The following is a 26,278-nucleotide window of genomic DNA, read 5'->3' as shown; positions in this document are numbered from 1 at the left end:
TTTAAACCCTATATGACGAAGGAGAGACACTAATATTATGAGTAAAATTATTGGAATAGACCTAGGAACAACAAATTCATGTGTTGCCATAATGGAAGGAACACAAGCTAAGGTTTTAGAAAATGCTGAGGGAGCAAGAACTACTCCATCAGTTGTTGCATTTACAGATGAAAACGAAAAATTAATTGGACAACCAGCAAAAAGACAAGCTGTTACAAATCCAGAAAATACTATTTTTGCAGTAAAAAGACTAATTGGAAGAAATTTTGACGACCCAACGGTAAAAAAAGATGTAGAGGCTGCACCTTTTAAAATAATTAATTCTGAAAAAGGCGATGCTTGGATTGAAGCTAAAGGTGAAAAATATTCACCTTCTCAAATATCAGCATTCATTTTACAAAAAATGAAAGAAACAGCAGAAAAATATTTAGGTCAGGCTGTAACAAAAGCTGTAATTACTGTTCCAGCATACTTTAATGATGCACAAAGACAAGCAACAAAAGATGCAGGAAAAATTGCTGGATTAGAAGTTTTAAGAATTATTAATGAGCCAACTGCTGCATCATTAGCTTATGGTTTGGATAAAAAACAAAATAAAAAAATTGCTGTATATGATTTAGGTGGAGGAACATTTGACGTATCTATTCTAGAATTGGGTGATGGTGTATTTGAAGTTAAATCAACTAATGGTGATACTTTTTTAGGTGGTGAAGATTTTGATAATGCTGTTGTTGATTACTTAATTTCTGAATTTAAGAAAGATAATGGAATTGATCTTAAGTCAGATAAACTTGCTCTACAAAGATTGAAAGAAGCTGCTGAAAAAGCAAAAATTGAATTATCTTCTGCAGAACAAACAGATATAAATCTACCTTTTATTACTGCAGATAAAACAGGTCCAAAACATATTAATTTAAAAATGACTAGAGCAAAACTTGAGGCTCTAGTTGAAGACTTAATAGCTAGAACTATGCCTCCATGTAAAACAGCTCTTAAAGATGCCGGAATTACTGCTAGTGAAATTGATGAAGTAGTTATGGTAGGTGGTATGACTAGAATGCCAAAAGTATTAGAAGAAGTTAAAAACTTTTTTGGGAAAGATCCTAACAAAAGTGTAAACCCTGATGAAGTAGTTGCCATGGGTGCTGCTATTCAAGCAGGAGTATTACAGGGTGATGTTAAAGATGTACTTCTATTAGATGTAACTCCATTGTCACTCGGTATTGAAACACTTGGAGGAGTTTCAACAAAATTAATTGATAAAAATACAACAATCCCAACTAAAAAAAGCCAAGTTTTCTCAACTGCTGAAGACAATCAGCCTGCAGTATCTATTAGAGTTCTACAGGGTGAAAGGGAAATGGCAGCTGATAATAAAGCCCTAGGTAACTTTGAATTAGTAGGTATTGCGCCAGCACCAAGAGGAGTTCCTCAAATTGAAGTTACATTTGATATTGATGCTAATGGTATCGTAAATGTTTCAGCAAAAGACAAAGGAACTGGTAAAGAACAAAAAATCCAAATTCAAGCTTCAGGTGGATTAAGTGATGAAGAAATTGAAAAAATGGTTAAAGATGCAGAAGCTAATAAGGAAGCTGATAAAAAGAAAAGAGAGTCTGTTGATGTTAGAAACCAGGCAGATACTCTAATTCACTCTACTGATAAGAATTTAAAAGAACATGGATCAAAAATTTCTGATGCAGAAAAAAAAGCAATTGAAGATGCATCAACTGCTGTAAAAGAAGCTCTAAAAGGTGAGGATATTGAAGATATTAAGAAAAAAACTGAAGCTTTGGTTCAAGCTTCAATGAAACTTGGTGAAGCGATCTATAAATCACAACAAAGTGCAAAACCTGATTCTGGAAAAGATGATGGTGGAGATGATGCAGGTAAAAAAGACGAGAATGTTGTTGATGCTGATTTCGAAGAAGTAAAAGACGAGAATAAAGAAAAAAGCGCTTAAACTGACATTTAATTGTCTGGGGTAATTTGATGGCTAAAAGAGACTATTACGATGTCCTAGGCGTTAATAAAAGCGCAAGCCCTGAAGAATTAAAATCTGCATACAGAAAGTTAGCTGTTAAATATCATCCTGATAAAAATCCAGGAGATTCCAAAGCAGAAGAAAAATTCAAAGAAGCAAGTGAAGCCTACGGAATACTTTCAGATAAAGAAAAAAAGCAAAACTACGATAATTTTGGTCACGCTGCATTTGAAAACGGTGGTGGAAGACCAGGTGGTGGCTTTGGTGGTTTTAGTGGAGCGGATTTCTCAGATATTTTTGAGGATTTCTTTGGTGATTTTGGAGGAGGTGGAAGATCTAGAAGTAGAAAATCAAATAATAGAGGTTCTGACTTAAGGTATGATTTATCAATTTCTCTTGAAGAAGCTTACCATGGAAAAAAACAAGACATTAAATTTTCAACAACAGAACAGTGTGGTACATGCAGAGGAAATGGATCTAAACCGGGATATTCTCCTGACAGGTGTTCATATTGTGGTGGTAATGGTAGAATAAGATCCAATCAAGGTTTCTTTACTGTACAACAAACATGTCCTCAATGTAATGGAAATGGGGAAGAAATTACTAACCCATGCAATGATTGTAATGGACAAGGTAAAAAACAAGCATCAAAGAAAATTTCTGTAACCATTCCAAAAGGTGTTGATGATGGAACAAGAATTAGATTAGCTGGCAAAGGTGAAGCTGGAAGCAGAGGTGGGGCGACAGGTGATTTATATTTATTTATTAATGTTCACTCTCACGATTTATTTAAGAGATCAGATGAAAATTTATTTTTTGAGTTCCCTCTTTCTTTAGCAGATGCAGCATTAGGTACAACAATAGAAATTCCAACTATTGATGGTGGAAAAGCGAAAATAAAAATTCCAGATGGAACCCAGAATGGTAAACAATTCAGATTAAAAGGTAAAGGAATGCCTTTTATGAGAAGAGGCGATTTTGGAGACTTGTATGTTCAAGTTAAAACTGAAGTACCAGTCTACTTAAATAAAAAACAAAAGGAATTACTAGAAAAATTTAGAGAAATTGAAAATGATAAGTCAAATCCAAGTATTAAAAAATTTTTTCAAAAAGCAAAAAGTTTTTGGAAGATTTAGCTAATAACAAATTTTGATTAAACTATTTTTCTGATATAGGATCATAAGAATGAATATTCTTATTGAGGGTTGGAGAGGAATAAATCATTCATTTTCCCTGGTTAATCAATGGCAAATACTTGAGCTTTTGAAAATTTCAAACATATTTTTTAAAGATATTCCCTTTATATCAGATAGATGGAATGTCAGAGATAATGCATCTGGATTTGAGGATGATAATAACAATCTAATAAATAATATTTCACCCTCAATGTCTAACGAAGAATTAGATATTACTTACAGAATTTCATTTCCATTCAACTTCGATTCAGATTTCAAATCAAAATTACTATTTGTGTTTGGAAATTGTGAGTATAAAAAATTAAACAATAATAAATATAAAAATGATATACCAGAAAGATTATCTGAAAACGAAAAATTTTTTATTCACACACCTTCTTATTGGTCCAAAGAAGGTTTTTTAAATGCAGGTTTTAGAAATGATCAAATTATAGTTGTTCCTCATGGTGTTGATGTTAATTTATTTAATTTAACTTCTCCAATTGAAAGAAATAGAATTAGAGCTGAATTTAATCTTAATGAATCAGATTTTATATTATCTAATATTGGTGCTATGACAAAAAATAAGGGAATAGAAGTATTAATTGCTGCCTACGGAATCTTAAAAAGAAAGTTTAAAAATTTAAAATTAATTTTAAAAGACCAAAGTAATCTATATAATTTTAAACCAAATTATATAATTGAAAATGTTGCAAAATCTGAACTAAATCGGAAGTATGGAATAATTAACTCAGAAACATTAAAGGATATTAAAATAATTTCTAATAATTTGAGTCTAAAAAAAATTAAAGATATATATTCAATTACTGATTGCTATGTTTCACCTTACTTGGCTGAAGGATTTAATTTAACACCTCTGGAAGCAGCAGCATGTGGAACAAGAATTTTAGTAACCAAGGGAGGTTCGACTGATGATTATTTTAATGAAAGTATGGGTTTTCAAATAGAAAGTGATGAAAAAAAGGTAAAAGAATCTTATCTTTTAGAGCCAAAATTGGAATCTTTAGTCCAAATATTAGAAAACAAGATTATAAATAATACTGATAATTCCAAAAAAATCAGAAGTGAATTAGTTCATAAAAGTTTCTCATGGAAAGTAGTTGTTAATAGATTATTTAACAATTTTAAAGAAAAATTAAGATAATGAACGCCATTAGAATAATTCACAATTTACCAAGAAGTGGTGGAACGATAATTAATAAGGCTATAAGTGCTCAAAAAGATATTGTCTTATTAAGTGAAATTCATCCCAATGGCCATGAAATAAGAAAAGCAATGCAATCAGAAACAAAACTTGCAGATCCCCTTTTACAATTTCAAGAATGGTACAATTATTTTGCGGAGGATGATTTTGAAAAAATTTTAAAATCTAAACCAAGCTTTTTAGATAAGATTAAAATTATTAATCAAAAAGTGATTGAGAAAAATAAAATATTAATCATTAGAGATTGGTCATTTGTAGATTATTTAAGTATTCCGTATTTTAAACCTAGTTATAAAAATTCTTTACTTAAAATTTTGAGTCATAATTTTAATTTTATTAATTTGTATATAATAAGAAATCCATTAGAAACATTCTTAAGTTGTATGAGAAGAATTCCAAACTTTTCAAATAATTATACATTTAATTTATTTTTAGAAGCTTATGAACATTTCATATTAAATATTTCTAAAAATAACTTTATTAGATATGAAAATTTTGTAGAAGATCCAAAAAAATCATTAATTCAAATAAGCATGATCCTAAAAATTCATAGTGAGGGATTGTTAAATTTGAAATCAAGAAAAATTAATATTACTGGTGATGATAATGCAATAAATTCAGATAAAATTAATAAAAAAAATTTATCAGAAAGTTTACTTAATAATGATCAACTTGATAAAATTAAAAATAATCTAAAATTTCAAAAAATTATGAAAAAATTAAATGAATATTCTAATTGAGGGTTGGAGGAACATTAATCACTCTTATGCTTTAGTCAATCAGTGGCAAATGATTGAGCTAGGAAAGATATCAAACATATCATTTAAAGATGTTCCATATTTAACTGAAAATTGGAATAAAATAAAAAATGACAGCGGTTTAAACAATGATATGAAAAATATTATTAATTCTTTTAAAAAACCGTCTGAAAATTTTAATTATGATATAACTTATCGAATTTCTGCACCATTTAATTTTAATACTAAATTTAATTCAAAATTATTGGTTGTGTTTGCTACAACTGAATATAAAAATTTGACAAAAAGAAATTATTTAAATGGTGACATAAGTGAGCTTAGTAAAAAGAAAAATTTTTTTATACATACACCCTCTAATTGGTCAAAAGACGGTTTTTTAAAAGCTGGTTTTCGAGAAGATCAAATTATAGTTATACCTCACGGAGTAGAAATAAGCACTTTTTGCATAATTTCAGAGGATGAAAAAAGAAAAATTAGAGATAAATTTAAAATTAAGGCAGATGATTTTGTATTAACAAACATTGGTGCAATGACCCAAAATAAAGGTATAGAGAGCTTAGTGGCAGCGTATGGTTTATTAAAAAAAAAAAATAAAAATTTAAAATTAATATTGAAAGATCAAAGTAATTTATATGACATCAAAGTAAATTATATCTTTGAGAAATTAATAAAATCAGATTTTAACAAAAAATATAAAATTATTAACGATGAAATGCTGAAAGATGTAATTATTATTTCTAAAAATCTAAGTTTGAAACAACTAAGAGAAATTTATTCTATAACGAATTGCTATGTCTCATCTTATATGGCTGAAGGTTTTAACATGACACCATTAGAAGCTGCAGGATGTGGTACACAAATAGCAGTAACGAAAGGAGGCTCAACAGACGATTATTTTAACGAATGTATGGGATACCAAATTGAAAGTGATGAAAGAAAAGTTAATAATGACAGCTTATTAAACCCCAAACTTGACTCACTGATAGAAATTTTAAATAAAATAATTAATAAAACAGACGAGTCGAAATTAATAAGAAGTAAATATGTTCATGAAAATTTTTCATGGCAAAATATAACAAAAAAATTGAAAAAAGAGTTTGAAATAAAATTAAGTAAATGAAATAAGAATTTATGAGAAAAATTAAATTAGCCATTTCAGGTTGCATGGGGAGGATGGGCCAGCAATTAATTAAGTCCTCAAAGAAAAATAAAAACTTTAAACTAGTTACACTTACAGAAAATAGATTAATAAATAAAAAGTTTAATGGAGTTAAACCTGAATTAAATTCTGATAAAGCTTTTAAAAAAACTGATGTAATTATTGATTTTACAATCCCAAAGTGTTCTCTCGAAATACTCAAAATAGCATCAAAACTTGGGAAAAAAGTAGTAATAGGTACTACCGGATTTACTAGAAATCAAGAAAATCAAATTAAAAAATTTTCAAAAAAAATACCTATTCTAAAAGCAGGTAACATGAGTTTAGGTGTAAATTTATTAATGTATTTAACAGAGATCGCATCAAAATCACTAAATGATGAATACTTAAGCAAAATATTTGAGGTACATCACAAACATAAAAAAGATTATCCATCTGGTACAGCGTTAATGCTTGGAAAAGGAATTGCTGATGGAAAAAGTAAAAATTTGTATAATTTAATTGGTAAAAAATTCTTGAATAAAAAATCTTTTCCTTATGGAAAAAAAATTAATTTCAACTCGATTAGAAAAGGTGAAATTATTGGTGAACATGAAGTTAAATTTTCAAGCGGTAAAGAAATAATTACCTTAAATCATGAGGCCTTTGACAGAGCCTTATACTCTGATGGCGCATTAACTGCTTCAAAATGGCTTATGAAAAAAAAACCAGGATTATATTCTATGAGAGATTTACTTAACTTTTCATAATGAATGAGAAACAAAAAGCAAAAGTAATTATTAAAACTTTAAATAAAATTTACCCTAAAGCACCTGTTCCTTTAAAAAGTAAAAATACTTTCACACTATTAATTTCTGTCCTACTTTCTGCACAATGCACTGACGTAAATGTTAATAATGTAACTAAAGATATATACCCAATATACTATAAGCCAGAACACTTTGTAAAATTAGGAAGAAAAAAAATTGAAAAATTAATTAAAAAAATAGGTATTTTTAGAGTTAAAGCTAAAAGTATCTTCTTAATGTCAAAACAGGTTTTAGAAAAGCACAAGGGTAAAGTACCTAAAACTTTCGAGGAACTCGAAAAACTACCAGGTGTAGGACATAAAACAGCTAGTGTTGTGATGTCACAAGGTTTTGGATATCCAGCTTTTGCGGTAGATACTCATATTCATAGACTTGCCCAAAGATGGGGATTAACCAACGGAAAAAATGTAATTCAAACAGAAAAAGATTTAAAAAGAATATTTCCTAAAAAATTCTGGTCTAAACTTCATTTACAAATAATTTTTTATGGAAGAGAATATTGCAAAGCAAGAGATTGTTATGGTTTAACTTGTGAAATATGTACTAGTTGCTACCCAAATAGAAAAAAACCTGTTATTACGAAAAAAGCTTAGTATGAAAATTTTAGGAATAGGAAATGCAATCGTTGATGTCATCTGCAAAGTAGATGACGGTTTTATTGAAAAAAACAATCTAACCAAAAGCACAATGAAATTATTTTTCGATGAAAATGAATTCAAAAATTTATTAACAGATCTTAAAGTAGAAAAAACTGTTTCTGGAGGATCTGTGGCAAACTCCATAGTCGGTATATCTCAGCTTGGCGACAAAGTTGGATTTATAGGTAAAATTTCAGATGATGAATTCGGTAGCAATTACGAAGAAGGATTAAAAAAAGAAAATGTAGAATACTTTTATTCTAAAAAGAAGGAAGAATTACCAACAGGAACATGTTTAATTTTAGTTACTCCAGACTCAGAAAGAACAATGTGTACATTTCTAGGTACAGCAGGAAAAATTAATGAAAATGATATTAGTTCTGATGTAATTAGAAAAAGTGAAATAGTATTTTTAGAAGGTTACTTGTGGGATGAGGGAGAGCCTAAAAAAGCATTTGATAAAGCTATAAATAGTGCAAATAAAGTTGCTATGTCGCTCTCTGATTTATTTTGTGTAGATAGACATAAACCTCATTTCTTAAATTTAGTAAAAAACAAACTTGATATAACTTTTGCTAATGAACAAGAAATTATATCATTAATTGAAGCAAAGAATTTTGATGAGGTTATTAAATTCTCAAAACAACTGAAAAAATTAATAGTTATAACCAGAGGGGAAAAAGGTGCAGTTTCAATTAATGGAAATGAGATTATTGAGTCTGATACACGAAAAAATCTAAAAATTGTTGACCTTACAGGAGCAGGTGATCTATTTGCTGCGGGATTTCTGCACGGATACGTTAATAAATTATCAACAAAGGAATGTCTGGAAAAGGGTACTGAAATGTCATCAAAGGTGATCCAACAAATTGGTGCTAGACTGTAAATTTATTTTTTCTTTCTTTTAAAACTTCCTTTACCTTTTTTAGGCTTAACTATTTTTGGTTTGTACTTTTTTGTAAATAAATCTTTAATTATCGGATTTTTCTTATTTAATTTGATAACCATTTTTTTTACTAATTATAAATTCTTCATCTTTAAAAGATTTTGCAATTTTTTTTCTTAATCTATAAATATGAGTCTCAACTGTATGAGTTTCTATATCAGATTGATAACTCCATACGTTTTCTTGTAGTTCATTAATACTGACTGGTTTTTTTGATTTTGATAAGTAAAGAATTGTATTAATTTCTTTTTCGGTCAATTTGATCTTGGTATTATTTCTAAGAAATTCTCTTGAATTTAAATTTAATAAATATTTAGTTATTTTCACCTCAGACTGGCTATTAAATTGTTTTTTTAAAAATTCGATATTGATCTTTTCTACTAATTTAAAAATATCAATTGGTATATTATCTAGAATAAACTGATTTCCGATGTCTGCATGTTTCTTATTAGATATAATTAAATAATTACTGAGATTTTTTAATTTTTCATTGAGGGAATTCTCATTGTTTACAAAAATGATATTAAAATTTAAATCTAAAGCCAACTCCTCAAGAATATGATATAATGAATTAAAATTATAAATTATTAAATTCTGCATTTTCAAGAAGAGAATATGACAATTTTTATAAAAAATAAATACACTGTTCTAATAGATGAATTTAAATTTAAGTGTTGTATTGGAAAAAAAGGTTCAACTAGAACAAAAATAGAGGGAGATAAAAAAACACCAAAAGGAACCTTTGAAATTGAAAATCTTTATTTTAGAAAAGATCGTAAAGTAAAACCACTAACATCACTAAAATGTATTGAAATCAAAAAAAATATGGGTTGGTGTAACGATATTCGTTTTCCAAATAAATATAACAAACTCATAAGAGTAGAAAAAAAGGTCAAACACGAAAAGTTAAGAAGAAAGGATTATAAATATGATTTTATGATTCCAATAAAATACAACTTTAAAAAACCTGTTACTGGTCTAGGAAGTTGCATTTTTATTCACCTTACACAGGATTATAAACCAACAGCTGGTTGCATTGCTTTAAAAGAAAAAGATTTTTTAATTATGCTAAAAATAATTAAAAAAAATTCAAAAGTTAAAATTTATTAGGACCTTTGACCAAAAATACTTGATCCTATCCTAATATATGTTGAAGAATTTTTTGCAGCTGCAAGATAGTCTGAAGACATGCCCATACTTAACTGATTAAAACCTAAATTGTCATTTAATTTTTTCATTTCTTCGAAGTAGCCTGATGAATCAGTATCAACAGGTGGTATACACATTAAACCTACTAAATCCAAACCAATTTTGTTACAGTATGAAGCTAATTGACCTAACTCATTTTTATTAATTCCTGATTTTTGATTTTCATCACCGATGTTTACTTGTAAAAATATTTTAATTTTTTTATTTATTTTCTTTTGTTCGTCTGCAATTTTCTTTGCAAGTTTTTCGCTATCAACTGAATGAATGAAATCAAATAATTTTACTGCAGGCTTAACTTTATTAGTTTGCAACTTACCTATCATATGCAATTTAATTGCAAAATTTTTTTTTTTAATATCTGTCCATTTTTCAACCGCTTCCTGAACTTTGTTTTCTCCAAAATCAAGATGTCCATTATCTATGAGAGGTAAAATTTTTTCAATTTTAAAAGTCTTTGAAACTGCTATGATTTTCGGTTTACTGTCAATCTTTAATTCACTTAGAAGACCTTTGATTTTATTTTCAATATCTAATAAATTTTTAACCGTACTATGCATATAAATAAAATAAGAAAATATTACTTTATAAACAATTTTGATACAAATAATATTGACAAACTAGATAAACAAACAGCTATCATTTATAGAGATTACACCTCCAAAATTCAAAATGAAGTTATTATTTATAAATTAAAAAAACACTGCAAAAAAAAAAGAATTAAATTTTATATATCTAATAATATTAAACTTGCAATTAAATTTAATTTAGATGGTGTTTATATTCCCTCGTTTAATAAAAGTTTCAAACATTTAGCTTATTCATATAAAAAAAACTTTGAGATAATTGGGTCTGCTCATAATCTTAAAGAAATTAGATTAAAAGAAAAGCAAAGTATTAATAAAATATTTTTATCATCCCTTTTTAAAAAAAATAAAAATTTTTTAGGAATTAATAGATTTCGAAATCTAAAAAAACTTACTGAAAGAAATATTATCGCTTTAGGTGGAATTTCAATTAATAACGAAAGAAAACTTAATCTTTTAAATCAAACAGAATTTGCCGGAATATCTTATTTTGAATAAAAAAAAGGCCCCATAAAGGGGCCCTTTTTTAAAGTAATCTAATCTAAATTAGAATGCAAATGCTAGGTTAACTGCGTAACCTTTAACATCGTCAACTGCTAATGTAGAACCACCTCTGTTTTTCTCTTCAGCCATTGCTACGTTAAATGTCATACTTCCCATAGTGTATGAAGCTGAAAGGTTAGAGTTTTCTTGGTCTGTAGCTACGTTACCATCATTGTAAGATGACTCAGTGTAACCAATTGTTAGGTCGTCGCTAACTTGGTATGTAATACCCATAGCTTCGAACTCATCATCATTAGTTGCATTAGTTGCATCTTGCTCTGTCTCTTGGTATCCAACAGTTACTGGACCATAAGCATACTTCACGTAGAAAGTAGTTATGTCTAAGTTACCAGTTCCACCTGCTGCGTTGTTTTCACCAACAGCGTAACCTAATGTTAATCCATCAACACCAGTGTAAGCAACAGCTAAATCAACTGAAGACTCAACTTCACCAGTTCCTGATGGAGTGTAAGAAGCGTTGATTGCTAAACCATCAACTAAATCACCAGATGAATAAGTGATCATGTTGTTTGAACTTGCACTTCCAATTGCATTGAAAATACTTGTTCCAGTTGTTGCACCTGTTTGATCGTTAGTTGTTCCTAAGATATCAAACGACTCACCGTAAGCAGTTGGCATTACATCGTCAACAGCACCCATTGCACCACTTCCACCGTGACCAGCGAAAGTAATAGTACCCATACCATTTGTATCGATCGCAATGCTTCTGCTATCCATGTACTCACCAGAACCACCAACAGCATTGTTATCTAACTCAAAACTTGCTGTTATAGTCATTCCGTTATCCATTTCACCGCTACCAGAAAAAGTAACTGTGTCAGACATAGATAAACCATTTCCACCAGTACCTGCGTCGTTACCAGCGAAAGTTATGCTTGCTGCACCAGATGCACTTAGAGCACCAGCATTAGCTGATGATACTGCAACAAGTGATCCTGCTAATGCAGTCAAACCTATTTTTTTAATGTTCATAATTAATTACTCCTTTATGATTGTTATTATTAATAATAAACGCTGATCTTTTAGCATTTCCCAAATAAGTTTTTCCCATTTTATTGAATAAAATTAGATAAAATTTTAATTTGTTGTATTTATGCAACAGTAAAAAAAGCTAGAAATATGGATATTTTTAACGATTTTGATCATTTTTACTGTATAAAATTTACTTTAAATTAAAAATACAACCAAATGCATAATTTAAAATCAATATTGATCCTAACATCTTTAGTGTTGTTTATATCAGGTTGTAAAGGGGGTTTACCTGGTGCTGACGCACGTAAAGTTTCTTACAAATCTGAAGATCGAGTTAAAAAAAATATAGAAGAAGGAAGAGGGTTTAGATTAGATAACCTTATCGAAGGCAAAAAAGGTGGAGATTTTGAATTTGCAAGTTCAAATGAATTATGGCGTGCATCACTGGATGTGATTGATTTCATGCCTTTAGCCTCAGCTAATTATAGCGGTGGAATGATTATTACCGATTGGTATGCAGATAGCAATAATCCAGAAGAGAGCTTGAAATTAACAATTAGATTTATGACTAACGAAATAAGATCTGATGCTTTAAAAATAAAAGCCTTTTACAGAATTTGTAAAGAGAATCTAAAATGCTCTGTTATAGAAAAAGATGGTCCATTAATAACAGAATTAAAAAAACAAATACTCAAAATTGCAGCAACGTATAAGGCAGAAAATGATGAAAAAAATTTCAAAGAATATACACCTAAAATAAAAAAATAATTTAAAATTTCTGATTTGTGAATAGATACAATTTCAAAGTAGTAGAGGAGAAATGGCAAAAATTTTGGGATGAAAATAAATCCTTTAAGACAAAAACTGATAAAAATAAAAAAAAATTTTATTGTCTTGAAATGTTTCCTTATCCTTCTGGGAAAATTCATATGGGTCATGTAAGAAATTATACAATTGGAGATGTTTTAGCGAGATACAAATCACTAAAAGGATTTAATGTACTTCATCCTATGGGTTGGGATGCTTTTGGAATGCCAGCAGAAAATGCAGCTCGGCAAAATAATTTAGATCCAAAAATTTGGACTGAGACAAATATTTCAACAATGAAAACCCAATTAAAGAAGCTTGGTCTTTCAATTGATTGGGACAGGGAAATTTCAACTTGTTCAGAGGATTATTATAAGCATCAACAGATATTTTTTTTAGAATTACTTGAAAAGGGACTTGTTTACAGAAAAGAAAACTATGTAAATTGGGATCCTGTAGATGAGACAGTACTTGCAAACGAGCAAGTAATAAATGGAAAAGGTTGGAGATCTGGCGCTCTCGTAGAAAGAAAAAAACTTAGTCAATGGTTTTTTAATATATCAAAATTTTCACAAGATTTATTGGATGGCTTAAATGATCTAGACGAATGGCCAAATAAAGTTAAAACAATGCAAAAAAACTGGATTGGAAAATCTTTCGGGTGTGAAATAGATTTTAAAATTGAGGGTAATTCTCAAATAGAAAAAATAAAGTGTTTCACAACTAGACCTGATACGCTTTTTGGATTTTCATTTTTAGCAGTTTCTGTAGACCACGAAATTTCCAAACTCTATAAAGATAATGGTAATTTTAAAAAATTCAAAGAGGAATGTTCAAAAACTGGAACAACTGAAGAAGCAATTGCTGTAGGCGAAAAAATTGGTTTCAAAACAGATCTTATGGCAATTAATCCTTTAGATACAAATCAAAAAGTACCTGTTTATTTTGCTAACTTTGTTTTGATGGATTATGGTTTTGGTGCTGTATTTGGTTGTCCCGCACATGATCAAAGAGATTTTGATTTTGCTAAAAAATATAAGTTAGAAATTAAAACTGTTGTAAGACCGGAAAAAGAAGATGACAATTTTCAGGTGATGAATGAGGCATATGCTGATGCAGGAATTTTAATTAATTCAGATTTTTTAAATGGTTTAAAAGTCCCAGAAGAGTCAGTTATTGAAACAATAAACATTCTCGAAAAAAAAAATATAGGAAAAAGAAAAATTAATTTTAGGCTAAAAGATTGGGGGGTTTCAAGACAAAGATATTGGGGATGCCCAATACCCGTGGCTTACGATGAAAAAGGAAACGTTTACCCTATTCCAAAATCGATGCTACCTGTCAAGCTGCCTGAAAATATTGATTTAAACGTGAAAGGTAATCCTCTAGATTCTCAAAAAAATTGGAAAGAAATAAATATAAATGGAAAAAAATTAATTAGAGAAACAGATACATTAGATACATTTGTATGTTCTTCTTGGTACTATTTGCGTTTTTGTTCTCCAAACGAATTAAATTATGGATTTAAAAAGGAAGATCTAAAATATTGGATGCCAGTAGACCAATATATTGGTGGTGTAGAGCATGCAATTTTACACTTATTATATTCAAGATTTTTTATGAGAGCACTTTCTGAAAATAATGCTGATTTCGAAATCAAAGAACCATTTCAAGGTTTATTTACTCAAGGAATGGTATGTCATGAAACATACAAAGACCCAGATAATAATTGGATAAGTCCTGATGAAATTAAGACTATAAATGGTAAAAAATATCTTATCCAAGATGAGACAAAATTAGTTACAGTTGGACCATCAGAGTCTATGTCTAAATCTAAGAAGAATACTATAGACCCTGAACAAATAATAAATAACTACGGGGCAGACGCAGTAAGATTGTTTATTTTATCAGATAGTCCACCTGAAAAGGACGTTCAGTGGTCTGATGAGGGTATGAAATCATCATTTAAATTTATTCAAAAATTGTGGAATTTAAATGAAAGAATAAATGATGAAATTAAAAGAAACAACCCAACTAACATTGATAATGAACTTGATAAATTTACAAATAAATTTATTAAGAAAATTTCTGATAATTTAGATAGCTTTCACTACAACGTAATAATTGCTAACTTACATCAAATGAGCAATTATTTGACAAAAAATTTAAATAAAGGATACAAAAAAGATACTTTAAAAGAAAACTATAAAAAAATTCTAATAGTAATCAATCCAATTATACCTCATTTATCAAATGAGTGTTTACAACAAATTGAGAGCGATGAATTTAATTTTAAATGGCCAAAATATGATAAAAAATATCTAGAAGAGGAAAATATATCTATTGTTATACAAGTAAATGGAAAAAAAAGAGGATTAATTACTGTGAAAAAAAATTCTAACGAAAATGACTTGGTAAATATTATTAAAAAGGACGAAAAAATATTCAAACACATCAAAGATAGAGAAATTAAAAAACAAATCTATGTGAAAGATAAGATTGTAAATTTTATAATATAATATGAAAAGAAATTTTATTTTATTAATTATTTTTTTATTTCTACAAAATTGTGGATACACTCCAATATTTTCAAATTATAATGATCAAAAAATCAATTTTAATATAGTTGAGATAAAAGGTAATGATGAGATGAATAATATTCTAAAACTACATATGAAAAAATATTCAAATAAATCAAATGGACAAAAAATAGATTTAAAAATTAAAACAGATTCACAAAAAAGTATTTTATCAAAAAACAAAAAAGGTGAAGCAACAAGTTATTCAATTTATTCTTTTATAGAGTTTGAAATAGTAAACACTAGAAAGCCTAAAATTTTGACATTTCAAGAGAATACAAAAACATCTAAAATTAATAATGAATTTGAGCTAAATAGATATGAAAACACAATTAGAACTAACTTTATTATTAACAAAATTAATGATTTAGTATTGAATTTAGTATCTAATAAATGATTATCAAATCTTTTGAAATCGAGAAAATTAACACTGATAAATACAAAATAATTTTATTTTATGGAAAAAATGAAGGCCATAAAAAAACCTGTAAAAATCAATTAATCAAAAATAGAAGTCAAATTTCAACATATTCACAAGAAGAAGTTATGGAAAATAGTGAAAATTTTCTTGAAAGTATAAATTCAAAATCTTTATTTGAAAATCAAAAAACAATTATAATTAAAAGAGCAACTGACAAATTATTAAACTTAATTGAAAAAATTAATATTAATTTACTTGAGGATACCTTGATTATAATTTTTGCAGAAATTCTAGAGAAAAAATCTAAACTGAGATCTACATTTGAAAAGAGTAAATCAAACGTTATAGTGCCATTTTATCCAGATACAAATCTAACACTAATTAAATTAGCAAATAAATTTTTGCAAGAGCGTAAAATTTCAATTTCACAATCAAATTTAAACATATTAGTAAATAAAAATTCAGGAGATAGAGATGCATTATTTAACGAGTTAGAGAAAATAGAAAGCTATACAAAAAATGGAAAAAAAATTAATCAGGAGGTGATAGAAAAAATAACTAACTTAAATGAACAGCACGACATAACTGAATTAATTGATAACTGTCTAGCTAAAAATAAGAGAAAAATAATTTCTATTTTAAACGAAAATAATTTTACAAACGAAGACAGTATACAAATACTAAGAACATTTTTGTATAAATCTAGAAAAATACTAAAACTTCGAGAGGAATTTGAAAAAAACAATAACATAGATTTAGCTATATCGTCTGCCAAACCACCAATATTTTGGAAAGATAAAGAAATTACAAAACAGCAAATTTCTAAATGGACATCTAATAATATAAGTAAACTTATCTACGAATTAAATAATATAGAGCTTCTTGCAAAAAAAAATATAGGTAACTCAGTCAATTTGATTTCAGATTTTATAATCAATCAGTCAGAATCAAGAACTAATAATTGAGCTTAATTATATCTATAATTTTATTTAGTTGATCTAAATCTTTATACTCAAAACTAATTTTACCTTTGTTTCTTTTGTTGTTTTGTATATCAACATTTAAACCGATTTTGTTCGAAATTGACAATTCAAGTGCAATAATATTTGCATCTTTCAATGGACGTGACTTTTCTTTTTTATTTTTAAAAATTTTAACAAAATTTTCAGATTGTCGGACAGAAAGCTTTTTTTCAATAATTTTTGCTGCTACGAAACTTGCATTACTAAGGCCGACTAGGACTTTGGCATGACCTGGAGTTAATTTTTGTTGTTCAATTAATTTTATAACATCATTGGGCAGGGTTAAGAGCCTTAAAGAGTTTGTTATATAACTTCTGCTTTTACCAATAAATTTTGAAACTTTTTCTTGGTCATAAGAAAATTCATCGATTAATCTTTTATATCCTTGAGCTTCTTCGAGAGGATTTAAGTCATGCCTTTGAACATTTTCTACAATTGCAAATTCTAAAGATTTTAAATCATCTGCTTCAGTTATGACAACGGGCACATTGTGAAGACCAGCTCTTTGCGCTGCTAACCATCTTCTTTCACCAGCAATTATTTCAAACTTTGATTTATCATTATTTGAATTTCTAACAATAATTGGCTGTATCATTCCTCTTTCTTTAATTGAATTGGTTAAATCTTCCAAACTATCTTCGTCAAAAATTTTCCTTGGTTGATACTTATTTGGGACCAAGTCACCAATTGATACTTGATTTTTTTGAGTCTCAACTTTCGTTTCTCCAATTAAAGATGATAGGCCTCTTCCAAGTCCTTTTTTGATTTTATCCATTAAGCTGCGCTCCCTATTGTTGTTTCTTGACTCATAAACTCATCGGTAAAACTAAAATATGATTTACTACCCGGACAGGTCTTGTCATAAATCAAAACTGGCATACCATGGGAAGGTGCTTCTGATAGTCTGACATTCCTTGGTATGACAGTTGAGTAAACTTTATCACTAAAATAATCCCTAGCTTCTTTCTCAACTTGTGATGAAAGCTTATTTCTTTTGTCGTACATAGTTAAAAGTATACCCCTGATTTTCAAATCTGGATTTAAACTTACTTTTATCCTTTCGATTGTTTTCATTAGCTGTGTTAACCCTTCTAAAGCAAAAAATTCAGTCTGAAGTGGTACCAATAGTGAGTTTGAACTTACAAGTGCCATTACTGTCAACAAGCTTAACGAAGGTGGGCAATCGATCAAGACATAATCATACAATCTTCTAGAATCGTTTAAATATGCGGTTAATTTAGTCTTTAGTATAAAAGCTCTATTGCTGTCATCAGCCGTCTCTACTTCTAAGCCCGATAAATCTACATTAGATGTTATAATATCTAAATTTTCAAACTGTGTTTTTTTAATCACATCACTAATTTCTCTAGTTCCATTCAAAACTCCATAAATTGTATCACTTGAGTTATCCATATTAGATAATCCTAGACCTGTAGTAGCATTACCTTGTGGATCTAGGTCAATTACTAAAATTTTTTTGTCTATTTGAGATAAACCTGCTGCAAGATTTATCACCGTAGTAGTTTTTCCAACCCCACCCTTTTGATTTATTACTGAAATAATTTGCATTTATTTTTTTTTTTTTATTTTTTTAATATTTATTAAAAATGAGTCTTCATTTGTTAAACTTTTCTTTTCTATATACTCCAGTTCCCAATTTTTTTTAGAATTTTCAAACAATTTTTTTCCACTCTTCCCCATAAAAAAAATTAAATTTTTATATTTTGAAAAATTTTCATATACTAATTCCAAAACTACTGGCATTGGTTTAAATGCTCTGGACATTATCGTTCCTGTTTCTAAATTTTTTATTTCAAAAATATTTTTTTGAAAAACTTTTGTGTTTAAATTTAATTTTTTTGAAACTTCCTTTAAAAAATGGCTTTTATGATAACTTTTTTCATAAAGGTGCACATTCATATTATTTTTCATATTTTTTAGTATAATTGCTATGATTATACCTGGCATACCCCCTCCTGAACCTATATCTGTGGTTGTATTACTATTTAAGTCAACAAAATCAATAATTTGAGCAGAATCAATAATATGACGGTTAATTATAGCCTTTTTTGATGCTGTATTTTGGCTAATTATGTTAATTTTTTTATTTTTTTCAAGAATCATAGATATATAGTTTTCAAAGTCCAAAAATGTTTCACGTGAAACATTTAAGTGATTGATTCTAGAATAAGAATTAAAAATTTCCTGATCCATTAAGCTATATGCTTAATAGACTTTCTTTTGACATGTGACAACAAAATATATACTGCGGCAGGAGTTATTCCGTCAATTCTTAGAGCTTGCCCCATTGTTTTAGGCTTTATTTCTTTAAATTTTGCTTTTACCTCATTAGACAAACCTGATAGCCCGTCATAATTGATTTTATCTGGAATAATCAGGTTTTCGTCCCTCTTAAATGCTAAAATATCAGCTTTTTGCTTCTTTAAATACCCTCTGTAATGAGCGTTAATTTCCACTTGTTCATCAATTTCTTTGCTAAAAAAAGGTATATCGGACCATATTTCCCTAATTTTACTCATATTTACCCCTTTTTGAGTTAAAACTTCGCTAGATGATCTCAATATTCCATCTTTTGCTATTTTTATCCCAAATTTCTCAGCTTTAGAAGGTGAAATTTTAGAATTTCTCATTTTTAAATTTATTTGACTAATTTGTTCAAATTTACTCAAATATATTTCTTTTCTCGCACTACCTATTAAGCCGATTTCTATTCCCTTTGCAGTTAATCTTTGATCAGCATTATCAGATCTCAAACTCAATCGATATTCTGCTCTTGATGTAAACATACGGTATGGCTCAGCTACTCCTTTAGTGACCAAATCATCGATCATTACTCCTATATAAGCGTCAGATCTATCAAGTATAAATGGTTCCAATTTTTTAACAGACAAGGCAGCATTTATTCCAGCTATAAGGCCTTGTGCAGCAGCTTCCTCATATCCTGTAGTCCCGTTAATTTGGCCGGCAAGATAAAGATTGCTTATCTTCTTGGTTTCAAGAGTTAGGAATAGTTCACGCGGATCTATATAATCATATTCTATTGCATATCCAGGTCTTAATATAGTAACATTTTCTAAACCATTGATATTATTACATATTTCTTGTTGTACCTCAGCTGGAAGTGATGTCGATATACCATTTGGGTAAATTGTGTGATCATTTAGACCTTCTGGCTCTAAAAATATCTGGTGACGATCTTTATCTGCAAATTTTACTATTTTATCTTCTATAGATGGACAATATCTTGGGCCTACCCCTTTTATACTACCCGAGTACATAGCGCTCTTTGATAAATTCTTTTCTATAATGTTATGAACCTTTTCGTTTGTATAAGTCATTCGACAAGATATTTGTTTATTTAGATTTTTTTTAGTTAAGAATGAAAAAAAATAAGGATCATCATCTGCGAATTGTTCTTCTAAGTTTTCAAAATTAATTGTCCTTGCATCTAACCTTGGTGGTGTTCCGGTTTTTAATCTTCCAATTTTAAAATTATATTTTGCTAGTTGTTCACTCAAACCTGTAGAAGGTTTTTCGTCGTATCTACCTGCTGGTGTTCGTTCGTCACCTATATGTATCAAACCATTCAAAAAAGTTCCTGTTGTAAGTATTATCTTGTTAGATAAAACTTTCTTGCCTTCTTTAGTTTCAAATCCACTTATTGAATTTTTATTAAAAATAAACTTTATAACTGGATCTGAAAAAACGCTTAAATTACAATAATTTAGCAATATTTCTTGCATATATTTACGATAAAGTGATCTATCTGATTGTGTTCGTGGCCCTCTAACTGCTGGCCCTCTACTTCTGTTTAACAGTCTAAATTGTATACCTGATTTGTCTGCTACATCTCCCATAACACCATCAAGGGCATCTATTTCTCTAACCAAATGACCTTTACCCAAACCTCCAATTGCTGGGTTACAGGACATCTCACCGATAGTTTCTATTTTATGTGTGAATAGGGCAGTTTTCACTCCAAGACGAGCAGAAGCTGCTGCAGCTTCACATCCAGCATGGCCTCCTCCAATTACAACTACATCAAATGACAAATCATTTTTCATAAACCAAATCTATATGTGATTATATAATTTACAAGATAGGCTTAATTTTTTGTAAATAAGCCTTATTTATCAACGTTTTTTGATAAAAAAAGTGCAAAAAACCAACAAAATAGGGTATTACTTGCCTATACAAAAATCGTTGAAAATACTACCTAATATCTCCTCAACATCAACTTTTCCAACTATCATACCTAAATGTCTAGTAGCTAATCTTAAATCTTCTGCTGCTTTATCAAAATCTTCTATTTCTTTTTTTTGATTAAAATTATTTAAATGATCCAAACACTGTTGCAGATGTTGTCTGTGTCTCTCTCTTGTAATTAAAATATCATCGCTTGTAATAAATTTATTTTTTAAATTATTTTTTATTTTTAAAATTAACTCCTCGATATTTTTATTTTCTTTTATTGAAATTAAAACATGATTTGTTTTTTTAATTTCTGGATCAATATCTTTTTCTAAAAGATCAGACTTATTTAGAACTAAAATTGCATTTTCATGTAACAAATCCTTCAAAACATCAGTAAAATCAAGGTTTTTGGCATCTACTACAACAAGTTTTAAATCTGCCTCTTCAGCTCTATTTAGAGATAATTTAATACCTTTTTTTTCTATCTCATCTTTAGAGTCTCTTATGCCAGCTGTGTCAGATATTATAACTGGATAACCATCTATATTTAGATGAGTCTCAATTACGTCTCTAGTTGTACCAGCAATTTCAGAAACTATTGCTACATCCCGATTAGATAAATGATTTATTAAACTAGACTTACCAGCATTAGTGGGTCCAAGAATAGCAATTTTAAAACCTTCTCTAATTCTTTCTCCAACTTTTTGATCGTTTAATATTTTTTTAATTTTATTTATTACTTCATCTGAACTATTTTTGATTTCATCTAAAATATTATTAGGCAGATCTTCCTCTGGAAAATCAATTTTAGCTTCAACATGTGATAGAATTTTTAAAAGTTTTTCTCTCATGAAATTAAATTCATTGGCTGAATTTCCGTTCATAATTTTTATTGCTTGTTGTCTTTGAATTTCAGTTTCAGAGGAAATTAAATCAGCTATGCTTTCTGCTTTGAGTAAATTTATTTTTCCATTTTGAAAGGCTAGCTTTGTAAATTCACCTGGCTCTGCTAATCTACAATTTTTTATATCTGAAAGAGAAGAGTGAAGGGCATCAACAACTGCTTTACTCCCATGAACCTGTATCTCAGCCATATCCTCACCTGTATAGCTCTCAGGTCCAGGAAACCAGAGAATTAACCCCTCATCAATCAGCTCAGAAGTGTTGATTTTGTTGATTTTTCTTAATGTTGCTACTCGTGGCTGCGGGAGATCTTTTCCCGTTAATAATTTAATAACATTTGAAGTGTCTGTCCCAGAAATTCTAATAACTGCGACACCGGAAATTCCTGGTCCTGATGAAAGTGCATAAATTGTCATCAATTTTTATTATAGCTATATATTATCTTTAATTATATAAATTTTTTATGATCATCTGGTTAGCCTCTTATCCTAAAAGTGGAAATACTTATGTTAGGGCTTTTCTCTCAGCTTATTATTTTTCTGAAACAGGTGAATTTGATTTTAGTCAAATTGCCAGGATTGATCAATTTCCACATGAAAAATTTTTTAAAGAAAAAGTTAGTAGTATAAATGAAGCATCAAAACAATGGGTGCCTGTTCAAAGAGAAATAAATAAAGACAAGAAAATTAGATTTTTTAAAACACATAGCTTTTTGGGAAACTATCAAGGTAATCAATTCACCACTCCAGAAACTACTCTTGGTGCAATTTACATAGTCAGAGATCCAAGAAACGTGTTAAGTTCTCTAAAAAATCATTATTCTTTTGATGATGATAATGCTCTCAAAATGATCAAAGATAAAACAAGAAGCCTTATGTCCAACAATGGATCACATGCTTCGCTTACATATATTAGCTCCTGGTCTGAAAATTATTTATCTTGGTTGAGAAATAATCAGTTTAGGAGACTTTTTATAAAATATGAAGATCTTATCGAAAACAAATATGAAACCTTTAGGGATATAATTGTTTTTGCAAATACTCTTATGAATAAAGTAGAAGGTGTAAATAGGTCTAAATTACAGAAAGCTATTGAGACTACAAACTTTGATGTACTTAAGAAAAAGGAGGTAAGTGAGACTTTTGATGGATCTGAAAGTAATTTTAAAAAGTGGAGAAAATTTCACTCAGAAAATAAAAATTTATTTTTTAACCTTGGGCCAGAAAATAATTGGAAAAAAATTTTAAATAAAAAAATTTCTAAAGAAATTGAAACAAGTTTTGAAAAAGAAATGAGAGAGTTAAAATATTTATAAATATTAAATTATTATTTTTTATTACAAACTTGTTTAAGAATATTCTCAAAATCTTTAGTAAATTTATCTGTATCAAACAAGGGAGAAGACAAAGCCTTGTTTCTTAAATTATTCCCATAATTCTCTTTTAAATTTTTGTCTTTTGCTAAAATAATAGCTTTTTTTACATAGTCTTCATAATCATCAGCAATTAAATGGTTCATTCCTAAATTTTTATTAATGCTCTCACCACATCTAGAATTCATATTGAAACCTTTCATTGTTAAAACTGGTAAGCCCATTAATACTGCTTCATAAGATGTTGTTACTCCTGGATAAGGAAAAGTGTCTAATGCAGCGTCAGCTTTATTGTAAAGTTTCAAATGATCGTAAATTTCTTTTTCTTTATCTAAAAAAACAACTCTCTCAGATTTAACACCATATTTTAAAAATTTATTAACAACATTTAGCTGCAATTCTTTTCCACCATTTAGTGAGTCTTTTAATAATAGGTTAGAATTTGTTTGAGTTAAAATTTTAGACCAAACTTCAATTGTTTTTTCAGTTATTTTGAAAAAATTGTTGAAAGAACAAAATGTAAATTTTGAGTTATTTAAATTTTTTTCTATATCAGGTAATTTATCTGGCGGAGAGAGTGCATTCCATATTTTCGGCATGTAGAGAATTTTTTCCTTATAAAAAGAAACCTCATTTTCTTTAATTAAATTTTTATCAGAAATAATATAATCAATATTTTTGCTGCCTAGTGTGTTGTTATAACCAAGCCATAGTATTTGAGTTGTTGCACATCTTTTACAAATTGCTTCAAATCTATTTCCTATAGTAAATCCACTTAAATCAATTAAAATTTCAAGATTTAAAGACCTAAGAAATGTAACTAAATTCGTATCATCGTAATGCTCAATATCATACCATTGATCAGATAATTTTTTTAATTCCTCAGAAACATCATCATTATCAGCTATTTTTAAATTTGATATCAAAACTATTTCAAAATTTGATCTATCAATTTTTTTTAATAAATCTTTGAGGAAATGTGAAACTGAATGACTTTTAAAATCAGCAGATAAAAATGAAAGTCTTACTTTTCTATTATCTTGATTTGTGGCTTTAAAAATATCTTTCTCTGGTTGATTTTTTTTTTCTAAAACATCAATGTATTCTAAACATTCTTTCAAATATTGCTCTTGAGAGATATCATTAGCGTAATTAAGAGATGAGATAAAAGGCAATCTTCCATTAAGTTGTTCTGGTAATATTTTAAATAAAGATTTAAAATATTTTATACCTTCGTTATGATTTGCTAAATACAGGTTAATTCTTGCCAACCCATCAATTAACATTGTATCTTTTTCATTCTTTTTATATTCTTTTTCAGCCAAAACCATAACGTCTTTAAAAACTCTTGTTTTCAGGCTAATTGCAATCATATTGTATAAAGATTTTAGATGATTGTTTTGTTTTTTATAAACTTTTTCAAGTAAATTTGAGGCGAATATCAATTCATTCTGATTAGAATTTTCCTTAAAAAATATAGATGAAGCATAATAAAAGACTAACAAAGAATTTTCTTGGGTCTCTATATCACCCATCATCTCTATTTCAAATTGAAGCCTGTCGTACTGTTTGTTTTCTAAATAATTAATTAATTTTTTTTCTAGATCTCTATTTGGATCACTCATTTGCTATTTTAGGAAGGCTTATTCATAGAGTTAAAAAATTCAGCGTTATTTTTTGTATCTTTTAATTTTGAATTTATAAACTCAATTGCATCCATAGTTCCCATGGGCGCAATAATTCTTCTCAGCACATTCATTTTTTGCAAATCATTTTTGTCAAAAAGAAGTTCCTCTCTTCTAGTTCCTGATTTTGTAATATCAATTGCTGGATAAATTCTTTTATCTGCAATTTTTCTATCTAGTATTGTTTCACTATTACCTGTCCCTTTGAATTCTTCAAATATTACTTCATCCATTCTACTTCCAGTATCAATTAAAGCTGTAGAAATAATCGTTAATGAACCACCTTCTTCAATATTTCTTGCTGCTCCAAAAAACCTTTTAGGTCTCTGAAGTGCATTTGCATCAACACCTCCTGTTAAAACTTTACCTGAACTTGGTATTACAGCGTTATAAGCTCTTCCTAATCGTGTTATAGAATCTAACAAAATAATAACATCTTTTTTATGTTCGGTTAGTCTTTTGGCTTTTTCAATAACCATTTCAGCCACTGCTACGTGCCTCTGAGCTGGTTCGTCGAAAGTAGAGCTAATTACTTCACCTTTTACGGTTCTTTGCATGTCAGTTACTTCTTCTGGACGCTCATCAATCAGCAATACCATCAAGTAACACTCTGGATAATTTTTAGCTATTGAGTTTGCAATACTTTGCAAAATCATTGTCTTACCAGCTTTAGGTGGAGAAATAATTATAGATCTTTGTCCCTTTCCGATTGGGCTGACCAGATCAATAAGTCTTGGCGTTAAATCTTGTTTTTTTTCAACTTTTGTAGTTTCAACTTCCATCACTAATTGTTTATCTGGATATAGTGGCGTCAAGTTATCAAATGCAATTTTGTGTCTAGCTTTTTCCGGTTCCTCAAAATTTATTTTGCTTACCTGTAGTAAAGCAAAATATCTCTCTCCTTCTTTGGGGGCTCTAACTGGTCCCTCGACAGTGTCTCCAGTTCTTAATCCAAATTTTCTAATTTGACTTGGGCTTACATAAATGTCATCTGGTCCAGGTAAATAATTTGATTCCATTGCTCTAAGAAAACCAAAACCATCTTGTAATAATTGCAAAACACCTACGCCAGTAATTTCCTCTTTTTCAGCAACTTTCTTAAGAATAGCAAAAAGTATCTCTTGCTTTCTTAATGTACTGGCATTTTCTATACCAAGCTCCTCGGCCTGTGTAATAAGCTGTTCAGATGATTTCAGTTTTAGTTCTTGAATATTCATGATTAATTTTTTGATAAGGACTTATCAGATATTA

At 28.8% G+C, this 26,278-nt stretch carries 26 protein-coding genes; 15 read left to right on the top strand and 11 right to left on the bottom strand.

Annotation, left to right across the window (positions count from 1 at the left end):
• Positions 1-37: 37 nt before the first annotated feature.
• The 8 genes from dnaK to ACTT88_RS06880 are packed head-to-tail and all read left to right on the top strand — an operon-like array spanning position 38 to position 8,634.
• The gene (gene dnaK / locus ACTT88_RS06915; protein ID WP_440908562.1) at positions 38-1,963 is read left to right on the top strand and encodes a molecular chaperone DnaK; all 1,926 of its coding nucleotides are present in this window, start codon (positions 38-40) and stop codon (positions 1,961-1,963) included.
• A 29-nt stretch (positions 1,964-1,992) separates the two neighbouring features.
• Positions 1,993-3,120: a molecular chaperone DnaJ gene (dnaJ, locus tag ACTT88_RS06910; RefSeq protein WP_440908561.1), complete on the top strand. Its 1,128-nt coding sequence runs from the start codon at positions 1,993-1,995 to the stop codon at positions 3,118-3,120.
• A 49-nt stretch (positions 3,121-3,169) separates the two neighbouring features.
• Complete coding sequence (locus ACTT88_RS06905; protein WP_440908560.1) at positions 3,170-4,324, top strand: glycosyltransferase family 4 protein; 1,155 nt, start codon at positions 3,170-3,172, stop codon at positions 4,322-4,324.
• Positions 4,324-5,124 carry a hypothetical protein gene (locus tag ACTT88_RS06900; RefSeq protein WP_440908559.1) on the top strand — a complete coding sequence of 267 codons (801 nt, stop codon included), beginning with the start codon at positions 4,324-4,326 and terminating at the stop codon, positions 5,122-5,124. Before ACTT88_RS06905 ends, ACTT88_RS06900 begins: the two co-directional genes overlap by 1 nt.
• Entirely contained in the window at positions 5,108-6,262 is a 1,155-nt protein-coding gene (locus ACTT88_RS06895; protein WP_440908558.1) for a glycosyltransferase, read from the top strand. Before ACTT88_RS06900 ends, ACTT88_RS06895 begins: the two co-directional genes overlap by 17 nt.
• A gap of 11 nt (positions 6,263-6,273) precedes the next feature.
• Positions 6,274-7,050 (top strand): 4-hydroxy-tetrahydrodipicolinate reductase, encoded by a 777-nt coding sequence (gene dapB, locus ACTT88_RS06890; protein ID WP_440908557.1) that lies wholly within the window; start codon positions 6,274-6,276, stop codon positions 7,048-7,050.
• On the top strand, positions 7,050-7,703 hold the full coding sequence (gene nth / locus ACTT88_RS06885) for an endonuclease III (protein ID WP_440908556.1): 654 nt from the start codon (positions 7,050-7,052) through the stop codon (positions 7,701-7,703). The genes dapB and nth overlap by 1 nt, the downstream gene beginning before the upstream one ends.
• A 1-nt stretch (position 7,704) precedes the next feature.
• A complete protein-coding gene (locus ACTT88_RS06880) occupies positions 7,705-8,634 on the top strand; it encodes an adenosine kinase (protein ID WP_440908555.1) in 930 nt (309 codons plus the stop codon).
• Positions 8,635-8,636: 2 nt separating this feature from the next.
• Here ACTT88_RS06880 and ACTT88_RS06875 read toward each other — a convergent pair whose 3' ends face one another.
• Both ACTT88_RS06875 and ACTT88_RS06870 read right to left on the bottom strand, forming a co-directional pair.
• The gene (locus ACTT88_RS06875) at positions 8,637-8,756 is read right to left on the bottom strand and encodes an alternative ribosome rescue factor ArfA (RefSeq protein WP_440908554.1); all 120 of its coding nucleotides are present in this window, start codon (positions 8,754-8,756) and stop codon (positions 8,637-8,639) included.
• The gene (locus tag ACTT88_RS06870) at positions 8,737-9,294 is read right to left on the bottom strand and encodes a winged helix-turn-helix domain-containing protein (protein WP_440908553.1); all 558 of its coding nucleotides are present in this window, start codon (positions 9,292-9,294) and stop codon (positions 8,737-8,739) included. Before ACTT88_RS06870 ends, ACTT88_RS06875 begins: the two co-directional genes overlap by 20 nt.
• A gap of 15 nt (positions 9,295-9,309) precedes the next feature.
• Here ACTT88_RS06870 and ACTT88_RS06865 point away from each other — a divergent pair, with 15 nt between their 5' ends.
• On the top strand, positions 9,310-9,804 hold the full coding sequence (locus tag ACTT88_RS06865) for a L,D-transpeptidase family protein (RefSeq protein WP_440908552.1): 495 nt from the start codon (positions 9,310-9,312) through the stop codon (positions 9,802-9,804).
• Here ACTT88_RS06865 and ACTT88_RS06860 read toward each other — a convergent pair.
• Entirely contained in the window at positions 9,801-10,460 is a 660-nt protein-coding gene (locus tag ACTT88_RS06860; RefSeq protein WP_440908551.1) for a YggS family pyridoxal phosphate-dependent enzyme, read from the bottom strand. The genes ACTT88_RS06865 and ACTT88_RS06860 overlap by 4 nt on opposite strands.
• Here ACTT88_RS06860 and ACTT88_RS06855 point away from each other — a divergent pair.
• Positions 10,455-10,985 carry a thiamine phosphate synthase gene (locus tag ACTT88_RS06855; protein ID WP_440908550.1) on the top strand — a complete coding sequence of 177 codons (531 nt, stop codon included), beginning with the start codon at positions 10,455-10,457 and terminating at the stop codon, positions 10,983-10,985. The genes ACTT88_RS06860 and ACTT88_RS06855 overlap by 6 nt on opposite strands.
• Before the next feature lie 48 nt (positions 10,986-11,033).
• Here the strand turns inward: ACTT88_RS06855 and ACTT88_RS06850 are convergent, their stop codons facing one another.
• On the bottom strand, positions 11,034-12,023 hold the full coding sequence (locus ACTT88_RS06850) for a porin (RefSeq protein ID WP_440908549.1): 990 nt from the start codon (positions 12,021-12,023) through the stop codon (positions 11,034-11,036).
• 216 nt (positions 12,024-12,239) lie between these two features.
• Between ACTT88_RS06850 and ACTT88_RS06845 the strand changes: the two genes are divergently transcribed.
• The 4 genes from ACTT88_RS06845 to holA are packed head-to-tail and all read left to right on the top strand — an operon-like array spanning position 12,240 to position 16,795.
• On the top strand, positions 12,240-12,791 hold the full coding sequence (locus ACTT88_RS06845; RefSeq protein ID WP_440908548.1) for a DUF3576 domain-containing protein: 552 nt from the start codon (positions 12,240-12,242) through the stop codon (positions 12,789-12,791).
• 17 nt (positions 12,792-12,808) lie between these two features.
• A complete protein-coding gene (gene leuS / locus ACTT88_RS06840; protein WP_440908547.1) occupies positions 12,809-15,349 on the top strand; it encodes a leucine--tRNA ligase in 2,541 nt (846 codons plus the stop codon).
• 1 nt (position 15,350) lies between these two features.
• Positions 15,351-15,806, top strand: coding sequence for a hypothetical protein (locus ACTT88_RS06835; protein WP_440908546.1), 456 nt, complete (start codon positions 15,351-15,353; stop codon positions 15,804-15,806).
• Positions 15,803-16,795 (top strand): DNA polymerase III subunit delta, encoded by a 993-nt coding sequence (gene holA / locus ACTT88_RS06830; protein WP_440908545.1) that lies wholly within the window; start codon positions 15,803-15,805, stop codon positions 16,793-16,795. Before ACTT88_RS06835 ends, holA begins: the two co-directional genes overlap by 4 nt.
• On the opposite strand, the gene ACTT88_RS06825 is transcribed toward holA, so the two are convergent.
• From ACTT88_RS06825 to mnmE, 5 genes are all read right to left on the bottom strand, one after another.
• Positions 16,785-17,627, bottom strand: a complete 843-nt coding sequence (locus ACTT88_RS06825; protein WP_440908544.1) for a ParB/RepB/Spo0J family partition protein — start codon at positions 17,625-17,627, stop codon at positions 16,785-16,787. The two genes, holA and ACTT88_RS06825, sit on opposite strands and share 11 nt — an antisense overlap.
• A complete protein-coding gene (locus ACTT88_RS06820) occupies positions 17,627-18,421 on the bottom strand; it encodes a ParA family protein (protein WP_440908543.1) in 795 nt (264 codons plus the stop codon). The genes ACTT88_RS06825 and ACTT88_RS06820 overlap by 1 nt, the downstream gene beginning before the upstream one ends.
• Entirely contained in the window at positions 18,422-19,066 is a 645-nt protein-coding gene (locus ACTT88_RS06815; protein WP_440908542.1) for a 16S rRNA (guanine(527)-N(7))-methyltransferase RsmG, read from the bottom strand.
• The gene (gene mnmG, locus ACTT88_RS06810) at positions 19,066-20,937 is read right to left on the bottom strand and encodes a tRNA uridine-5-carboxymethylaminomethyl(34) synthesis enzyme MnmG (RefSeq protein WP_440908541.1); all 1,872 of its coding nucleotides are present in this window, start codon (positions 20,935-20,937) and stop codon (positions 19,066-19,068) included. Before mnmG ends, ACTT88_RS06815 begins: the two co-directional genes overlap by 1 nt.
• A gap of 117 nt (positions 20,938-21,054) precedes the next feature.
• On the bottom strand, positions 21,055-22,386 hold the full coding sequence (mnmE, locus tag ACTT88_RS06805; protein WP_440908540.1) for a tRNA uridine-5-carboxymethylaminomethyl(34) synthesis GTPase MnmE: 1,332 nt from the start codon (positions 22,384-22,386) through the stop codon (positions 21,055-21,057).
• Positions 22,387-22,433: 47 nt separating this feature from the next.
• Between mnmE and ACTT88_RS06800 the strand changes: the two genes are divergently transcribed.
• The gene (locus ACTT88_RS06800) at positions 22,434-23,285 is read left to right on the top strand and encodes a sulfotransferase domain-containing protein (RefSeq protein WP_440908539.1); all 852 of its coding nucleotides are present in this window, start codon (positions 22,434-22,436) and stop codon (positions 23,283-23,285) included.
• 11 nt (positions 23,286-23,296) lie between these two features.
• On the opposite strand, the gene ACTT88_RS06795 is transcribed toward ACTT88_RS06800, so the two are convergent.
• Together ACTT88_RS06795 and rho are read right to left on the bottom strand one after the other, a co-directional pair.
• Complete coding sequence (locus tag ACTT88_RS06795; RefSeq protein WP_440908538.1) at positions 23,297-24,967, bottom strand: O-linked N-acetylglucosamine transferase, SPINDLY family protein; 1,671 nt, start codon at positions 24,965-24,967, stop codon at positions 23,297-23,299.
• Between the two features lie 8 nt (positions 24,968-24,975).
• The gene (gene rho / locus ACTT88_RS06790) at positions 24,976-26,244 is read right to left on the bottom strand and encodes a transcription termination factor Rho (RefSeq protein WP_440908537.1); all 1,269 of its coding nucleotides are present in this window, start codon (positions 26,242-26,244) and stop codon (positions 24,976-24,978) included.
• Between the last annotated feature and the right edge of the window lie 34 nt (positions 26,245-26,278).

Source organism: Candidatus Pelagibacter sp. (genome assembly GCF_052046145.1).
GTDB lineage: Bacteria > Pseudomonadota > Alphaproteobacteria > Pelagibacterales > Pelagibacteraceae > Pelagibacter.
The sequence above is the reverse complement of the archived record's forward strand: the minus strand, read 5'-3'. Positions and strand labels throughout refer to the sequence as shown.

Excerpts from the sequence above, each read along its gene's own strand:
- dnaK (WP_440908562.1), top strand. The coding sequence starts at position 38 with ATGAGTAAAATTATTGGAATAGACCTAGGAACAACAAATTCATGTGTT.
- dnaJ (WP_440908561.1), top strand. The coding sequence starts at position 1,993 with ATGGCTAAAAGAGACTATTACGATGTCCTAGGCGTTAATAAAAGCGCA.
- ACTT88_RS06905 (WP_440908560.1), top strand. The coding sequence starts at position 3,170 with ATGAATATTCTTATTGAGGGTTGGAGAGGAATAAATCATTCATTTTCC.
- ACTT88_RS06900 (WP_440908559.1), top strand. The coding sequence starts at position 4,324 with ATGAACGCCATTAGAATAATTCACAATTTACCAAGAAGTGGTGGAACG.
- ACTT88_RS06895 (WP_440908558.1), top strand. The coding sequence starts at position 5,108 with ATGAATATTCTAATTGAGGGTTGGAGGAACATTAATCACTCTTATGCT.
- dapB (WP_440908557.1), top strand. The coding sequence starts at position 6,274 with ATGAGAAAAATTAAATTAGCCATTTCAGGTTGCATGGGGAGGATGGGC.
- nth (WP_440908556.1), top strand. The coding sequence starts at position 7,050 with ATGAATGAGAAACAAAAAGCAAAAGTAATTATTAAAACTTTAAATAAA.
- ACTT88_RS06880 (WP_440908555.1), top strand. The coding sequence starts at position 7,705 with ATGAAAATTTTAGGAATAGGAAATGCAATCGTTGATGTCATCTGCAAA.
- ACTT88_RS06875 (WP_440908554.1), bottom strand. The coding sequence starts at position 8,756 with ATGGTTATCAAATTAAATAAGAAAAATCCGATAATTAAAGATTTATTT.
- ACTT88_RS06870 (WP_440908553.1), bottom strand. The coding sequence starts at position 9,294 with ATGCAGAATTTAATAATTTATAATTTTAATTCATTATATCATATTCTT.
- ACTT88_RS06865 (WP_440908552.1), top strand. The coding sequence starts at position 9,310 with ATGACAATTTTTATAAAAAATAAATACACTGTTCTAATAGATGAATTT.
- ACTT88_RS06855 (WP_440908550.1), top strand. The coding sequence starts at position 10,455 with ATGCATATAAATAAAATAAGAAAATATTACTTTATAAACAATTTTGAT.
- ACTT88_RS06860 (WP_440908551.1), bottom strand. The coding sequence starts at position 10,460 with ATGCATAGTACGGTTAAAAATTTATTAGATATTGAAAATAAAATCAAA.
- ACTT88_RS06850 (WP_440908549.1), bottom strand. The coding sequence starts at position 12,023 with ATGAACATTAAAAAAATAGGTTTGACTGCATTAGCAGGATCACTTGTT.
- ACTT88_RS06845 (WP_440908548.1), top strand. The coding sequence starts at position 12,240 with ATGCATAATTTAAAATCAATATTGATCCTAACATCTTTAGTGTTGTTT.
- ACTT88_RS06835 (WP_440908546.1), top strand. The coding sequence starts at position 15,351 with ATGAAAAGAAATTTTATTTTATTAATTATTTTTTTATTTCTACAAAAT.
- holA (WP_440908545.1), top strand. The coding sequence starts at position 15,803 with ATGATTATCAAATCTTTTGAAATCGAGAAAATTAACACTGATAAATAC.
- ACTT88_RS06825 (WP_440908544.1), bottom strand. The coding sequence starts at position 17,627 with ATGGATAAAATCAAAAAAGGACTTGGAAGAGGCCTATCATCTTTAATT.
- ACTT88_RS06820 (WP_440908543.1), bottom strand. The coding sequence starts at position 18,421 with ATGCAAATTATTTCAGTAATAAATCAAAAGGGTGGGGTTGGAAAAACT.
- ACTT88_RS06815 (WP_440908542.1), bottom strand. The coding sequence starts at position 19,066 with ATGGATCAGGAAATTTTTAATTCTTATTCTAGAATCAATCACTTAAAT.
- mnmG (WP_440908541.1), bottom strand. The coding sequence starts at position 20,937 with ATGAAAAATGATTTGTCATTTGATGTAGTTGTAATTGGAGGAGGCCAT.
- mnmE (WP_440908540.1), bottom strand. The coding sequence starts at position 22,386 with ATGACAATTTATGCACTTTCATCAGGACCAGGAATTTCCGGTGTCGCA.
- ACTT88_RS06800 (WP_440908539.1), top strand. The coding sequence starts at position 22,434 with ATGATCATCTGGTTAGCCTCTTATCCTAAAAGTGGAAATACTTATGTT.
- ACTT88_RS06795 (WP_440908538.1), bottom strand. The coding sequence starts at position 24,967 with ATGAGTGATCCAAATAGAGATCTAGAAAAAAAATTAATTAATTATTTA.
- rho (WP_440908537.1), bottom strand. The coding sequence starts at position 26,244 with ATGAATATTCAAGAACTAAAACTGAAATCATCTGAACAGCTTATTACA.